The organism is Planobispora longispora, from assembly GCF_016863135.1.
Taxonomy (GTDB): domain Bacteria; phylum Actinomycetota; class Actinomycetes; order Streptosporangiales; family Streptosporangiaceae; genus Planobispora; species Planobispora longispora.
Genome location: NZ_BOOH01000005.1, coordinates 1 through 14,477, shown reverse-complemented (window position 1 = coordinate 14,477; position 14,477 = coordinate 1). Strand labels below are relative to the sequence as shown.

The following is a 14,477-nucleotide window of genomic DNA, read 5'->3' as shown; positions in this document are numbered from 1 at the left end:
AGCTGTCCTGGTACCGTCATTTCTCCGTTCCGCGGAGGGGAGATGGCGCCTGTGAGCCCGGAGAAGGCACTGAATGTCGGCCCGTCGAAAATCGAAGTGGCGTACGAGCGCTTCGGTGATTTCCGGTCGCCGCCCGTGCTGCTGGTGATGGGTGTCGCCGCGCAGATGATCAACTGGCCCGATGACTTCTGCGCGGGGCTCGTCGCCCGCGGCCTGCAGGTGATCCGGTTCGACAACCGCGACGCCGGGCTGTCCTCGCACTTCCACGACGCGCCGGCGCCCGATCTGGCGGCGGCGCTGGCGGGCGACACGTCCTCGGCGTCCTACACCCTGTCCGACATGGCGGCCGACACGGTCGGCCTGCTCGACGCGCTCGGGCTGGACAGCGCCCACATCGTGGGAGCCTCGATGGGCGCGATGATCGCCCAGATGATCGCGATCGAACATCCCGCCCGGGTCCGGTCGCTGACGTCGATGATGTCCACCACCGGCGGTCCCTCCGTGGGCCGGCCGCGGCCCGAGGCGCTGGCCGCGATGGCGGGGCGGCCGCCCGCGACCCGCGAAGAGGTGATCGAACAGATGGTCAGGGTCTCCCGGGTGGTCAGATCACCCGGCTTCGAGCCCGACGAAGCCGGGGTGCGCGAACGTGCCGGGCGCGCCTATGACCGGGCCTACGATCCCCTCGGCGCGGCGCGCCAGGGCATCGCGGCCATCGCCTCGGGAGACCGGACGGCCCGGCTCAGGTCGGTCGCGGCGCCCACGCTGGTGATCCACGGCGCCGACGACGCCATGTGCGACGTCAGCGGCGGGCGGGCGACCGCGGAGGCCGTCCCGGGCGCCGAACTCGTGGTGATCGACGGCATGGGACACGATCTGCCCCGTGCGCTGTGGCCCGAGATATCCTCGCGCATCGCCGATCTCGTCCGGCGGGCCGAGGCGGCCTCGGCCGTCCGCCGATGATCCTGCCCCGCAATCCCGCCCCGGCGCTCCGGAGGGGGCGCCGGGACGAAGGTCAGCGCGGGTCGATCGGGGTCAGCGTCCCGGCCGCCGCCTCCAGCACCTCGGCGGCGTCCAGGCACAGGTCCTCGCGGAACCTCGGGCCGATGACCTGCACGACCTGCGGCAGGGCGTCGCTCAGCCCGACGGGCACGGCGACCGCGGGCAGTCCGAGAAGATTGACCGCCACGACCATGCGCATGGTGTCCGGCCAGTCGTCCAGCCAGCCGGGATCGAGGTCCGATCCGACGGGGAAGGCCGGGCGCGTGCGGATCGGCGCGAGCACCAGCGGCGCGTGGCTCATCCACGTGCTCCACAGCCGCGCGATGGACGCCCGCTCCATCATCGGGTCGAACGCCTCCTCACCGGCGGCGCGTGCCCAGACCGGCTCGTAGAGCTGCCAGAAGCGCACGAACCCGGGCGAGGCGACGGCCTCGACCGGGAGCCGGTCCCGGTGCGCGCGGCTGTAGTTCGACATGATCTGCGTGTAGACCTCGCTCGAGCGGGTGAGGGCCGGAGCCTCCCCCTCCTCGACGAGATAGCCCGCATCGGCCAGGATCGCCGCCGCGCGCCGCAGCGCGTCCGCCACCTCCGGGGCCGTACCGGTCCCGCCGGCACCGGTCACGACCCGGACCCGTACCGGCGCCGGCACGGAGGGGCCGCGCAGGGGCGCCGGGGCGTGCCACGGATCCCCGCCGGACCGTCCGCACATGTGCTCGAAGGCCAGGCGCAGATCCCGGACGTGCCGGGCGATCGGGCCGTGGACGGCGAGCAGCTGGAAGGCGAAGGGGAGCGGCCCCGACCGCTCTCCGGCCTGCGCCACCCTGCCCAGCGAGGTCTTCAGCGCGCTGACGCCACAGCACTGGGCCGGCCAGCGCAGCGAGCCCGCGCCGTCGTTCCCGATCCCGAGCGGGGACATCCCCGTCGCCACCGCGGCAGCCTCCCCGCCGCTCGACGCGCCCGGCGTGTGCCCGGCGGACCAGGGATTGACCGTCGCGCCGTACAGGGCGTTGTCGGTGTGCCAGCGCATGCCGAACTCGGGCATGTTCGTCCGGCCGATCGGGATCGCCCCCGCCGCGCGCAGCTCGGCGACGAAGGGCGCGTCGGCGGCCGCCGTCGCCTCCCGGAGGGGGACGATCCCCATCGTCGTGGCCGACCCCGCGACGTCGATGTTCTCCTTGACCGTCATCGGCACGCCGTGCAGGGGACCGGCCGTCTCACCCCGCGCACGCGCCCTGTCGGCGGCGTCCGCCGCGGCGAGCGACCCCTCCCGCAGCGTGACCGTGACGGCGTTCACGCGCGAGTTCACCTCGTCGATCCGCCGTAGATGCGCCTCGACGACCTCCCGGCACGAGACCTCCCCTCCGCGGATCATTCCCGCCAGGTCCCACGCGCCCAATGCCCACAGCTGCGTCAACGTGTCCTCCTCGGTGACCGTGCCGGAAAATCTAGAAGGGAGCGCGGGAAAAGAGCAGTCTTGTCTTTCCCCGCAGCCTCAGCCGCCCTGCGAGCCGTAGGCCCGGATTGACGTCGGTAAATGGCTGGATATGCGGTGAAATCTCCCTGTACGGCCAGCGTCAGATGCGGAGAGCGACGAGATCCGCATGCTCACCGGCCTGACCCGCCCCGGCGCTGTTCCCCGAGCGCCGGTTCGACTACACCCCGTCCGTCTGGCCCAAGCCCGGAGGCGCGGGACACCCCCTGCGCTGCGAGGTCATCGGCGCCGCCGAGACCGCCGGGGTCGTCCCCTCCGACCACTACGGCGTGCTCGCGGATCTGCGCTACCAGGCTCGTCCGCAGTGCTCCGGCCTTCAGACCGGGGAGCGCGTCAAGAAGCCCGATCCGTCACCCGCGGTCTCCCGCCGGCGACCGGTGCGAGGGTGGTGGAAGGCGGGGAAGGGACCGCCAATAGACTCGGACATCATGGCCGTACAGATCTCGCCCAGCATCCTGTCCGCCGACTTCGCCCGCCTCGCCGAGGCGGCCGCGGCGGTTCCCAACGCCGACTGGCTGCACGTCGACGTCATGGACAACCACTTCGTGCCCAACCTGACGCTCGGCCTGCCGGTCGTGGAATCCCTGCTCAAGGCCACGTCCCTGCCGCTGGACTGCCACCTCATGATCGAGGACCCGGACCGCTGGGCCCCGGCCTACGCCGAGGCGGGGGCCGGAAGCGTGACCATCCACGCCGAGGCGGCCAAGACCCCGGTCCGCACGCTGCGGCAGATCCGCTCCGCCGGGGCGCGCGCCGGGTTCGCGCTGAACCCGGCCACGCCCGTCGAGCCGTACGAGGATCTGATCGGCGAGGTCGACATGCTGCTGCTGATGACCGTCGAGCCCGGCTTCGGCGGCCAGAAGTTCCTCGACGTGGTCCTGCCGAAGATCCGCCGGGCCCGCGCGCTCATCGAGCGGCACGGCGGCCAGATCTGGCTCCAGGTGGACGGCGGCGTCGCGGCCGAGACCATCGAGCGCTGCGCCGAGGCGGGGGCCGACGTCTTCGTCGCGGGCAACGCCGTCTACGGCGCCGCCGACCCCGCCCGCGCGGTGGACGCCCTGCGGGAGCTGGCCGCGAAGGCCTGAGAGTTTTCGGATTCTGTCCGCGTTCGTACGGCTGCGCCCCCTGCCGCCCCCCGCCGTCGCCGGTCACCCTCCGGCGACGGCGTTTCGCGGGAGCGCGGGGCGCCCGCCGCACCGCCTCACGCCGGTGCCGGGTCCGGTGCGGTTCACGCCGGCGCCGTTCACGCCAGTGCCGGGTCCAGCACCACGTCCCGGCCGTGCACGGTCGGCGCCTCGGGGAAGTGGCAGGCGGTCAGGTGGCCCTCCCGGTTGCCCTCCAGCCGGACCAGCGGCGGCTCCTCGGCCGCGCACTTCTCCTGGGCCTTCCAGCAGCGGGTGCGGAACCGGCAGCCGGACGGCGGGGCGATCGGGGAGGGCACGTCCCCGGCCAGGCGGATGCGCTCGCGGGGCCCCGTCCCCGGCGCGCTCTCCAGCCCGACCTCGGGCACGGCCGACAGCAGCGCGTGCGTGTAGGGATGGCGGGGGCGCTCGTAGAGCGAGTCCCGGTCGGCGATTTCGACGATCTTGCCGAGGTACATGACCGCGACCCGCTGGGAGAAGTGCCGGACCACCGCCAGGTCGTGCGCGATGAACAGGAACGCGATGCCCAGCTCCCGCTGGAGCCGCTGGAGCAGGTTGACGACCTGGGCCTGGATGGAGACGTCCAGCGCGGAGACCGGCTCGTCGGCGACGATCAGCCTCGGGTCGAGGGCGAGCGCGCGGGCGACGCCGATGCGCTGGCGCTGGCCGCCGGAGAACTCGTGCGGGAAGCGGTTGTAGTGCTCCGGGTTGAGCCCGACGATCTCCAGCAGCTCCCGGACCCGCCGGTCCCGGCCGCCCGGGGGGTCGATGCCGTTGATCTCCATCGGGCCGCGGATGATGCCGCCCACGGTGTGCCGGGGATTGAGCGACGAGTACGGATCCTGGAAGATCATCTGGATCTCCGCCCGGATCGGCCGGAGCTCCCTGCGGCTCGCGTGGGTGATGTCGCGCCCGCCGTACCGGATGGAGCCGCCGGTCGGCTCCAGCAGCCGCGCGACCAGGCGCCCGGTGGTGGACTTGCCGCACCCCGACTCGCCGACCAGTCCGAGGGTCTCTCCCGCGTGCACGGTCAGGTCGATGCCGTCGACCGCGTGCACCCGGCCGGCCTGCCGCTTGAAGACCAGGCCGCTCGTGATCGGGAAGTGCTTCTCCAGCCCGGACAGCTCCAGCAGGGGCTCGGCCGCCCTCCCCGCCGCGGACCCGGTCCCGGCCTGCGCCGTGTCCCTCTCCGGCGCGGTCTCCTCCATGGGCCCGGTCTCCTTCATCGGACGATCTCCCGCTTCTGGACGAGGGTCCCGACGATCTCCTGTTTCCGGGCGAGGGTCAGGTGGCACGCGTCGCCGTGGCCGCGGTGCGGGGACAACTCGGGCCGTTCGGCGCGGCACAGCCCGGGCCCGGCCAGCGCCGGGTAGTCGCACCGGGGATGGAACGGGCAGCCGGACGGCACGTTGATCAGGCTCGGCGGGGCGCCGCGCACCGGCCGGAGCGGCACGTCCACCGGCGCGCCGAGCCGGGGCATGGAGGCCAGCAGCCCCCAGGTGTAGGGGTGGTGCGGCTCGCCGAGGACCTCCCGGACGGTGCCGCGCTCCACCGCCCGCCCGGCGTACATCACCAGCACCTCGTGCGCGGTGTTCGCCACCACGCCCAGGTCGTGGGTGATCAGGATGATCGCGGTCCCGGTCTGCTCCTGAAGGTCCCGGAGCAGGTCGAGGATCTGGGCCTGCACGGTCACGTCGAGCGCGGTGGTCGGCTCGTCGGCGATCAGCAGGTCGGGGTCGCAGACCAGGGCCATCGCGATCATCGCGCGCTGCCGCATGCCGCCGGAGAACTGGTGGGGGTAGTCGTCCACCCGGAGCTTCGGCTGCGGGATGCCGACGCGGGTGAGCATCTCGACCGCCCGGTCCCGGGCGGCGGCCCGGCTCGCGCCGGTGTGCCTGCGGAAGACCTCGCCGATCTGCTTTCCGATCGTGTGGTACGGCGAGAGCGAGGTCAGCGGGTCCTGGAAGATCATCGCTGCCTTGGCGCCGCGGATCCGCTCCATGACGGAGCGGGGCGCGCCGATCAGCTCCCGGCCGTCCAGCAGGATCTCGCCGCTGAGCTTGGCGGTCTCGGGATTGTGCAGGCCGAGGACGGCCAGGGCGGTCACGGACTTGCCGGAGCCGGACTCGCCGACGACGCCCAGCGTGGTGCCCTTCTCCACGCCGAGGGAGAGCCCGTCCACCGCGTGGACGACGCCGTCCTCGGTGTGGAAGTCGACGGTCAGGTCCTGGACCGAGAGGAACGGGGTTGACACGGTGTTCGAGCTCCTAGCTGAGCCGTACTCGGGGGTCGATGAAGGCGTAGAGGGCGTCCACGATGATGTTGAACACGATGATCGCCCCGGCTGCCACGAGCACCGTGGCCATCAGGACCGGCAGGTCGGAGTCGGTGACGGCGTTGATGGACAGCCGCCCGAGCCCCTGCAGGCCGAAGGTGGTCTCGGTGATGATGGCGCCGCCGATGAGGGCGCCGAGGTCGACGCCGAAGATGGTGACGACGGTCGTCAGCGTGCCGCGCAGCGCGAAGCGCAACGTCACGCTCCGTCCCGTCATGCCCTTGGCCCGCGCGGTGCGCACGTAGTCCTCGCCGAGCTGCTCCACCATCGTCGAGCGGGTCATCCGGGTGTAGTTGGCGGTGAAGATGATCGACAGCACCACCCAGGGCAGCACCAGCCCGGCGGCCCAGGCGAGCGGGTCCTCGGTGAAGGGCCGGTACTGCGGCCGGGCCAGGATCTGGTTCTGGTAGACCAGGAAGTACAGCGCGAGCGTGCCGACGAAGTAGATCTGCAGGGAGAAGCCGATCAGCGACGAGACGCTGACGATCTTGTCCAGTGGCCGGCCCTGGTTCAGCGCCGCGACGATGCCGGTGGCGACGCCGAAGGTGAGGAAGACGACCGCCGCGCCGATGGTGAGGGAGACGGTGACCGGCAGCCGGTCCAGGATCGTCTCGAAGACCGGCGCCTGGTTGACGAAGGAGTAGCCGAGGCACGGGGCCGGGCAGTGCCCCAGCCCGCCGTAGTCGCGGCCGGCGAAGATCCCGGCCAGCCAGGCGGTGAACTGGGCGAACAGCGGCTGGTCCAGGCCCAGGTTGTGCCGGGCCTGCGCGAGCAGCTCCGGCGGGCAGACCTTGCCGCAGGCGAGCCGGGCCGGGTCGGCGGGGACGGCGAAGAAGAGGAAGAACGTGACGGCGGAGATGATCACCAGGGTGATCACGGCGCCGAGGGTGCGGCGGGTGAGGAAACGGAGCATCGGCTGCTTCCCGGGGAGTGGCGGGGACGGCGTTCTCCGGGGCGCCGCACGGCCGCGGCGCCCCGGAGTGCGGTCACTGCTTGACGAAGATGGTGTTCGGCGACACGATCCAGAACTGCGGGTCGATCTCGGCGCCGCCCACCTTGGAGCCGTGCAGGAAGTTGGCGATCCGGTTCTCGGCGACGACCAGCGGGGTGATCGTCTCCTGGACCTTCTTGTCCAGCGCCATCCACGCGGCGTTCGCCGCGTCGAGGTCGGGCATCGCCGTGATCTTCTCCATCTCCTCGGTGAGCGCCGGGTCCTTCAGGTGCGCGTAGTTCGGCGCGCCGTCGCCGACGGGCCCGAAGATGACCGGCAGGACCGTGGAGCCCGAGGGCCAGTCGGCGCCCCAGCCGCCCCAGTACAGGTCGAACTCGTTCTTCACCAGACCGATGGAGTCGTAGTAGGTCTTGCGGTCCAGCGGCTTGGCCACGACCTTGATGCCGGCCTTCTCCAGGGCACTCTTGATCACGACGGTGATCTGCTCCTGGAGCGGCGTCTGGTTGTAGGCGTAGACGATGGTCGGGTTGGGGTTGCTCGACTGGGCCAGCAGCTCCTTGGCCTTGTCGATGTCGCCCTCGGGCTTGGTCGTCTTGCCGAACAGGTCGTAGGCCTCGTAGCCGGCCGTGGTGTTCTCGTTGAGGATCGTGGTGGGCAGCACCGCCGCGGCCGGGCCTCCGTAGACCTGCTGGATCTGCTTGGACGGCCAGGCGTGGTTGATCGCCTGCCGGATCTTGATGTCCTTCACCCGGTCGAGGTTGAAGTAGTAGTAGTTCCCGTACGGCGAGGGGCTCTTCATCAGACGCGGGGCCAGGGAGGCGTCGCCGAGGACCTGCTGCAGCCGCTCCGGCGGGACGCCGGCGTAGAAGGTGAACGCCGTCTGGTCCGGTCCCGCGTCCGCGACGAGGCGGTCGGTGATCTGCAGGGCCTCCTGGCCGAACTCCATGTGCCACTTGTCGGGGTAGGCGCCGCGGATCGGGTCGGTCGCCGCGTCCCAGTGCGGGTTGCGCTCCAGGTCCAGCGTCTTGTCGACGACGTGGCTCTTGATGACGTACGGCCCGCTGGAGAAGGGCTCCTTGTCGTACTTCTCCTTGGTGTCCTTGGCCTTGGGCACGATGGCGTACCCGCCCATCGCGAAGGCGTAGTTCGCGTCGGCGTGCGGAGTCTTGAACTTGAAGACGACCGTCTTGTCGTCCGGCGTCTCGATGGCGTCCAGGCGCTTGCCGTCGTAGGGGCCCTGGTAGGCCTTCTTGTGATCGACCTCGGTCAGCCACTGCTGGATGTAGGTCGGGCCCTGGGTGATGAACGGCGCGAAGCTCCGCTCGATCGTCCACTTCACGTCCTCGGACGTGATCGGCGAGCCGTCCTGCCACTTCACCCCGTCCTTGAGGGTGAACGTCCAGGTCTTGCCCCCGTCGGACGGGGTGCCCGGGTCGGTGGCCAGGTCGCCGACCAGTTTGTACTCGCCCTTGGCGACACGCTTGTAGCCGGTCAACCCGCGGTGGATCAGCAGGCCGAAGTTGGTCGCGGTGTTGACGTAGCTCTGCGCGGGGTCGAAGTGGGCGAAGTCGTCCCGGTCGATCATGGTGACGGTGCCGCCCTTGACGACGCCCTCGGGCGCGATGGCCGGGCCCGTGGAGTCGCCGGCCGTGCCGACGGTGATCGTCGGAGGCTTGTACGGCTCCGCGGAGGCGGCGGGCGCGCCGCTGGAGGTGGGGGCTGCGCCCTGGTTGCCCTCGGCGCACGCGCCGGTGAGCACGAGCAGGCCGGCGGCGAGCGCGGCCGCGGCCGACCGCTTGAGGACTGGCATGTCTCTCCTATTCGGATCTAGCGCTTGATCTTGGGGTCGAAGGCGTCCCGGACCGAGTCGCCGAGCAGGTTGAACGCGATCACGAAGATCACCAGGGCGATGCCGGGGAACATGAGGTAGGTGATGTCGTTCTGGTAGACCTGGGTGCCCCGCAGGAACATGCGGCCCCAGTCGGGGATGGGCTCGATCATGCCCACGCCCAGGAACGACAGCGCCGCCTCGGCCGTGACGAGGGCGGGCAGCAGGAGCGTCGCCTGGATGAGGATCGGCGTCCACAGGTTGGGCAGCAGTTCCTTGAAGACGATCCTGGCCGGGGAGGCCCCGGTGACCCGGGCGGCCTCGACGAACTCGCGCTCGCGCAGCGAGAGCACCTGGCCGCGCAGGATGCGGGCGATGCCGGCCCACTGGAAGGCCGTCAGCATGATGATCAGCGTCACCGCGCGCAGCCAGACCGGGGTCTCCTCGTCCGGGCTGACGAAGATGTTCTCCACGACCGGCATGAACGCGATGATGAACAGCGTGGCCGGGAACGACAGGGTGATGTCGATCAAGCGGCCGATGGCGTAGTCCGTCCTCCCGCCGGCGTAGCCGGCGACGATGCCCATCACGATGCCGATCGCCGTGACCAGGACCGTCGCCGCGGCGGCGATCAGCAGTGAGGTCCTGATCCCGTAGACGAGTTGCATGAACACGTCCCGGCCCAGATTGGGCTCGATGCCGAACCAGAACTCCGAGCTGATCCCTCCGTTGGGCAGCACCGGGTATCCGTACTCGTTCAGCAGCCCGGGGACGTCCTGACCGTAGAGCGTGTACGGGTCTTTTCCGTAGATGGTGGAGATGACCGGGGCGAGCGCCGCGACCATGAGAAAGAAAAGCACGATCGCGGCGGACGCCATTCCGGTCCGGTCGCGCCGGAAACGCAGCCACATCAGCTGCCCCGGGGAGCGGCCCACCGTCTCCGGAGTCTCCGGGTCCTTCGGGGCCGGGGTCCCGCTGTGGTCGGCCACGGCGGGCGCGGGGATCGTCATCGGGCGGTCTCCCAGGGGCGACGGCTGGTCGGGATCTGGGGGAACCATCGCAAGAACCGCCGCCGCGAATCAACGGGGGAGCGGCCGCTATTTTTATTGTTGTATGAATTCGACGGGGTCGTTGCGATAAATGCGTTGACCCCCGGCGGTCCGGTGGAAGAATGGAGTTCCCCCGGAAGCCGCTTTTCACGGATCTGTGACACTTTCATGACGTGCCCATGACAGACCTGTCCCGGTTGTGTCCGGGAATCGTCGCGATTCCGTGACGGGGATTCCGCCCCCGTGTCCGGCGGGCCGGGGTGTCCGCCCGCCGGGTGTGAGCACCGGCCGAGTAGGGTAACTATTTACTTACGAGGAGGTGGCGAATGGACAGGGACCACGGGCTGTTCGGGCCGGGATCGGTGACGTGGCGGGTGATGGGGGAGCCGATCCTGCTCGTCGGCGGCTTCCGTGCGCTGCTGATGCAGGCGCTGCACCCCAGGACGATGCGCGGGGTGCTCCAGAACTCCGCGCTGATGGACCCGGCGGAGGCGTGGAACCGCTTCGTTCGCACCACCGAGTTCGTCCGCGTGCGCACCTACGGCACGAGCGCGGAGGTCGAGCGGGCGGGCGCCCGGGTCCGGAAGATCCACTCCAAGCTCACCGCGCTCGATCCCGACACCGGGGAGCGCTTCCGCCTGGACGAGCCCGACGGGCTGCTCTGGGTGCACGTCGGCGAGGTCGACTCCTACCTGTCGGTCGCGCGCCGTGCCGGGGTGCGGCTGACCGACGCCGAGGCCGACCGGTTCGTGGCCGAGTGGCGCCGCGCCGCCGAGGTCGTCGGCCTGGCGCCCGAGGACGTCCCCGGCTCCGTCGGGGAGATGCGCGACTACATCGAGGCGTGCCGCCCGGGCCTGCGGTTCGTGCCCGAGGCGACCCACCCGCTGCGCCAGTCGCTCAACACGCCGCTCCCGCCGCTCCTCCTGCCGTTCAAGCCGGTCATGCCCGGGCTCACGCTGCTGGCCTTCGCCACCCTGCCGCGCTGGGCCCGCAGGCTGTACGGCCTGCCGGGCACCCCGGTCGGCGACCTGTGGGCGACGGTCACCCTGAGGACCCTGCACGCCGGGATCGGGCTGGTCCCCGCCCCCGTCAGGTACGCCCCCGACGCCCGGCGCGCCCTGCGGCTCAGCGCCGCCGCGTCCCGGGGGGCGGCCCCCCTGGGACCGGTCAGCGACGCGGCCTGAGGGACCGCCCGGCCGGTGGCGGCGGGGCGGTCAGCGACGCGGCGGGAGAGCCTGCAGGACCAGCAGGGCGAAGTCGTCATGAGGAGGGCTCGGGGAGAAGTCCAGAGTCGCCTGCCGGAGCCGCTCGGCGATCGCCCGCGCGGGCAGGGAGGAGCACTGGGCGAGCAGCCTGGCCAGCCCGTCGCCGTCGTCGAGCAGCCGCCCGCCGGCCCGGCGCTCGGTGACGCCGTCGGTCACGCACAGCAGGGTGCTCCCCGGTTCGAGGTCGAAGCCCTCCTCGAAGAACTCCTCGTCCTCCATGAGGCCGACCAGGAGCTGTGAGGTCGCGGTGGCGCGCACCTCGCCGCCGGGCAGGAGCAGCAGCGGCGGCGGGTGCCCGGCGCAGCCCAGGACGCAGCGCACGCCGCCGTCCGGCCGGGGGCGCAGCTCCCCGCAGATCATGCTGAGGAACCGGCTGCGGCCGTCCTCCTCCAGGATGAGGGAGTTGAGGCGGTTGAGGATCGCGGCGGGGCCGTACCCGTCGCGGGCCAGCAGGCGCAGGGCGTGCCGGGCCAGGCCGGTGACCGCCGCGGCCTCCGGCCCCTTGCCGCAGACGTCGCCGAGCGCGAAGACCCACCGGTCCCCGCCCGCGGCGTAGACGTCGTAGAAGTCGCCGCCGACCTCGTCGCCCGCCTCGGCGGGCTCGTAGACGACGGCGCAGCTCACGCCGGGGATCTCGGTCCGCTCCACCGGCATCAGGCTGCGCTGCAGGATGTGCGAGGTGGAGGCCACCCTGCTGTACTGCCGGGCGATGTGGACGGTGAGCGCCAGCCGCCGGCACAGGTCCTCCGTCAGCCGCACGACGTCCCCGGTGAAGGCGTCCGCGCCGCGCCGCGCCAGCACGAGCCGGCCGACGCTGGTGTTCCCCATCACGATCGGGAAGACGAGCACGGTCCCGGAGCCCTCCAGCCCGGCGGGCCACCGCCAGGGGCCCTGGGACGGGGGCGGGGACCCCTCGGCCAGCAGGGCGCGCAGCGCCTCGTTGTGCCGTTCCTCGGCGTGCCAGGCGTGCGCCAGCCGTACGTCGAAGTCCTCCAGGAGGTAGACGGCCGACCACGTCGCTATCCGGGGGACCAGGAGCTGGGTGGCCAGGACGGCCACCAGGTTCTCGTCGAGGATGCCCGCCAGCAGGTCGCTGGCCTCGGCCAGGAACGTCAGCCACCCCCGGCGGGCGCGTTCCGCCTCCGCCAGCCGCGCGCGCTCCAGGGCGGTCGCGACGTGGTGGGCGGCGCGCTGCAGCCCGGCCGCCACGCGGTCGTCGAAGGCTCCGGGGCGTGCGGAGGTCACCACCAGGAACCCCAGCGCCTGGTCCTCGGCGAGGAGGGGGACGGAGACGAGGCTCCGGTACGGCACGCCGAGGCCCGTCTGGTCCTCCCCCGCGGAGTCCTCCCCGGTGTCCTCCCCGCCGTCCCCCGCGGAGCCCGCCCCGCCGTCCCCGCCGGCGGGGGAGGACTCCGCTCCGGCGGAGGGCGGGCCGCCGGCGTACGCGTGGACGCCGACGCGGGGCCGGGCGGGGCGGGTGTCGTCGACGACGAAGGGCCGGGCGGAGGCGCGCGCGAACGGTCCCTCGGGGAGGACGTCCCCGGCGGGCCGGGGACCCGCCCCCGAGGTCGCCGCGGCCCTGAGGAGCCCGGTGTCCTCCCGGGGGAGCAGGATGTGGCAGGCGTCGCCGCCGGCCATCCCTCGCACGACCTCGGCGACCCCGCCGAGCAGCCTGCCCGTGTCTCCCGCGGCGGACAGGACCTCCCGCAGCGCCCGCTGCCCGGGCAGCTCCTCCGGGAGACGGCGCGGCCGGGGAGCGGGGTCGGCGAGCACGTACCGGTGCTGGCGGGGGGCGAGCAGCCAGACGACGCGCCCGCCGCCGATCCCCGCCGTGCGCACGTGGGAGACGAACACGGGGACCGGGTGGCCGTCGCGGTGGCGTACGGCGCACTCGCCCTGCCAGCGGCCCATGCCGAGCGTCTCCCCGAGGGAGAGCGGCTGCTCGCGGGGCCATTCGACCAGCTCGCCGAGGTCCCGGCCGAGCGTCTCCCGCGCGTTCCAGCCCAGCAGCACGCGGGCGGCGTCGCTCCAGTGGGCGACCCGGTGACCGGGGCCGGCGGCGATCACCGCCACCTGCAGGGTGTCCATGGACGCCGCGGGCTCGGCGGGCGCGGGCACCGGGCCGGCCGCGCGCACTCCGGCGGCCGCCGGGGTGCGGGCGAGGGCCAGCCGGAACCAGACGCGTTTGGCCGTGCGGGTGTACGTCACCCCCCACTCGTCGGCCAGCAGCCGGGTCAGCGCCAGTCCCCGTCCCCGGGTGCGGCCGCCCGGGGGCAGGCGCGGCGGCGGGCCGTCCGGGAGCGGGCGGCCGGGGTGGCGGTCCTCCACCTCCACCTGCACGGCGCCGCGCGCCCCGTCGAGGCGGCAGACGACCTCCGCGCCCGTCCCGGAGTGGATCACGGCGTTGGTGACGAGCTCGCTGGTCAGCAGGACCGCGTCGTCGAGTTTCTCCCCGGCGCCCCAGCCGGCCAGGGTCGCGCCGACGAAACGTCTGGCTTCGGACGGCGCCTCGGAACCGTGATCGAAAAGGGCACGCGCGACAAGGGGGTCGTCCACCGCCCCTCCTAGAACATCACTCGATGTATATACATGTTCACTCACACAGTGACAGACTGGCGGGGTTCGCGTGCACTGAGTTATCGAGATGGCCTCAATGGAAACCAGAACAGCCGAGCGGTCCCCCCGCACGGGCTCGGCGGGCCAGATCGCGCCCCCCGGCGTGCGTATGCTGCCCGAGTCCGACCTGCGTCCCCTGCTCGTCGGTCTCGCCGGGCTCCGCGACGGAGACTTCCGCACCAGGCTCGACCCCCGGGGCGACGGCCTGCTCGCCGAGATCATGACCGCGTTCAACCAGGTCGTCGAGCGCAACCGGCACCTGACGGAGGAGCTGGTCCGGGTCCGCCGGGAGGTCGCCCGGCAGGGGCACCTCGACGAGCGGCTCACCGTGAGCCCGGGCACCGGCATGTGGGCGACCAGCGTGGAGGCGGCCAACGCGCTCATCGACGCCCTGGTCATCCCGGTGGCCAACACCGCCCGCGTGCTCGACGCGGTGGCCGACGGCGACCTCACCCAGCGGGTCGACCTGGAGGAGGGCAACCGGCCGCTCCGCGGCGGGCTGCGCCGTACGGGCAAGGCCGTCAACCGCATGGTCGACCAGCTCGCGCTGTTCACCGGGGAGGTGACCCGGGTGGCGCGGGAGGTCGGCACCGAGGGCCGCCTCGGCGGGCGGGCCAAGGTCCAGGGCATGTCGGGCACCTGGCGCGACGTCACCGAGGCGGTCAACACGATGGCCGCCCGGCTGACCGCGCAGGTCCGCGACATCGCGGTCGTGACGACCGCGGTGGCCCGCGGCGACCTCACCCGGCAGGTGACCGTCGAGGCCACCGGCGAGCTGCTGGAGCTCAAGCTGACCGTG

Annotated in this window: 11 protein-coding genes; 4 read left to right on the top strand and 7 right to left on the bottom strand. The window is 72.3% G+C overall.

The annotated features are described in order from the left end of the window. The first annotated feature begins 42 nt into the window (after nucleotides 1–42). Complete coding sequence (locus Plo01_RS03180) at nucleotides 43–960, top strand: alpha/beta fold hydrolase (RefSeq protein ID WP_203888949.1); 918 nt, start codon at nucleotides 43–45, stop codon at nucleotides 958–960. Between the two features lie 52 nt (nucleotides 961–1,012). Here Plo01_RS03180 and Plo01_RS03175 read toward each other — a convergent pair whose 3' ends face one another. Continuing rightward, entirely contained in the window at nucleotides 1,013–2,413 is a 1,401-nt protein-coding gene (locus tag Plo01_RS03175) for an amidase (protein ID WP_203888948.1), read from the bottom strand. Between the two features lie 506 nt (nucleotides 2,414–2,919). Here Plo01_RS03175 and rpe point away from each other — a divergent pair. Beyond that, a complete protein-coding gene (gene rpe / locus Plo01_RS03170) occupies nucleotides 2,920–3,576 on the top strand; it encodes a ribulose-phosphate 3-epimerase (RefSeq protein WP_203888947.1) in 657 nt (218 codons plus the stop codon). Between the two features lie 158 nt (nucleotides 3,577–3,734). Here rpe and Plo01_RS03165 read toward each other — a convergent pair whose 3' ends face one another. The 5 genes from Plo01_RS03165 to Plo01_RS03145 form a co-directional block, all read right to left on the bottom strand. Further along, the gene (locus Plo01_RS03165; RefSeq protein WP_239315837.1) at nucleotides 3,735–4,859 is read right to left on the bottom strand and encodes an ABC transporter ATP-binding protein; all 1,125 of its coding nucleotides are present in this window, start codon (nucleotides 4,857–4,859) and stop codon (nucleotides 3,735–3,737) included. After that, complete coding sequence (locus Plo01_RS03160) at nucleotides 4,856–5,887, bottom strand: ABC transporter ATP-binding protein (RefSeq protein ID WP_203888946.1); 1,032 nt, start codon at nucleotides 5,885–5,887, stop codon at nucleotides 4,856–4,858. Before Plo01_RS03160 ends, Plo01_RS03165 begins: the two co-directional genes overlap by 4 nt. A gap of 13 nt (nucleotides 5,888–5,900) precedes the next feature. Then, nucleotides 5,901–6,881, bottom strand: coding sequence for an ABC transporter permease (locus Plo01_RS03155; RefSeq protein WP_203888945.1), 981 nt, complete (start codon nucleotides 6,879–6,881; stop codon nucleotides 5,901–5,903). Between the two features lie 73 nt (nucleotides 6,882–6,954). Then, nucleotides 6,955–8,730, bottom strand: coding sequence for an ABC transporter substrate-binding protein (locus Plo01_RS03150; RefSeq protein ID WP_203888944.1), 1,776 nt, complete (start codon nucleotides 8,728–8,730; stop codon nucleotides 6,955–6,957). Between the two features lie 17 nt (nucleotides 8,731–8,747). Then, a complete protein-coding gene (locus tag Plo01_RS03145; protein ID WP_203888943.1) occupies nucleotides 8,748–9,758 on the bottom strand; it encodes an ABC transporter permease in 1,011 nt (336 codons plus the stop codon). Nucleotides 9,759–10,123: 365 nt separating this feature from the next. Between Plo01_RS03145 and Plo01_RS03140 the strand changes: the two genes are divergently transcribed. Next, nucleotides 10,124–10,981 (top strand): oxygenase MpaB family protein, encoded by an 858-nt coding sequence (locus tag Plo01_RS03140; protein WP_203888942.1) that lies wholly within the window; start codon nucleotides 10,124–10,126, stop codon nucleotides 10,979–10,981. A gap of 30 nt (nucleotides 10,982–11,011) precedes the next feature. On the opposite strand, the gene Plo01_RS40830 is transcribed toward Plo01_RS03140, so the two are convergent. Continuing rightward, nucleotides 11,012–13,618: a SpoIIE family protein phosphatase gene (locus Plo01_RS40830; protein WP_203888941.1), complete on the bottom strand. Its 2,607-nt coding sequence runs from the start codon at nucleotides 13,616–13,618 to the stop codon at nucleotides 11,012–11,014. Between the two features lie 97 nt (nucleotides 13,619–13,715). On the opposite strand from Plo01_RS40830, the gene Plo01_RS03130 reads away from it, so the two are divergent. Beyond that, nucleotides 13,716–14,477, top strand: a 762-nt coding sequence (locus Plo01_RS03130; protein ID WP_239315836.1) for a HAMP domain-containing protein, incomplete at its 3' end; no start/stop codon positions are given.

Coding starts and splice junctions, on each gene's coding strand:
- rpe (WP_203888947.1), top strand. CDS start 2,920: ATGGCCGTACAGATCTCGCCCAGCATCCTGTCCGCCGACTTCGCCCGC.
- Plo01_RS03180 (WP_203888949.1), top strand. CDS start 43: ATGGCGCCTGTGAGCCCGGAGAAGGCACTGAATGTCGGCCCGTCGAAA.
- Plo01_RS03150 (WP_203888944.1), bottom strand. CDS start 8,730: ATGCCAGTCCTCAAGCGGTCGGCCGCGGCCGCGCTCGCCGCCGGCCTG.
- Plo01_RS03140 (WP_203888942.1), top strand. CDS start 10,124: ATGGACAGGGACCACGGGCTGTTCGGGCCGGGATCGGTGACGTGGCGG.
- Plo01_RS03145 (WP_203888943.1), bottom strand. CDS start 9,758: ATGACGATCCCCGCGCCCGCCGTGGCCGACCACAGCGGGACCCCGGCC.
- Plo01_RS03165 (WP_239315837.1), bottom strand. CDS start 4,859: ATGAAGGAGACCGGGCCCATGGAGGAGACCGCGCCGGAGAGGGACACG.
- Plo01_RS03155 (WP_203888945.1), bottom strand. CDS start 6,881: ATGCTCCGTTTCCTCACCCGCCGCACCCTCGGCGCCGTGATCACCCTG.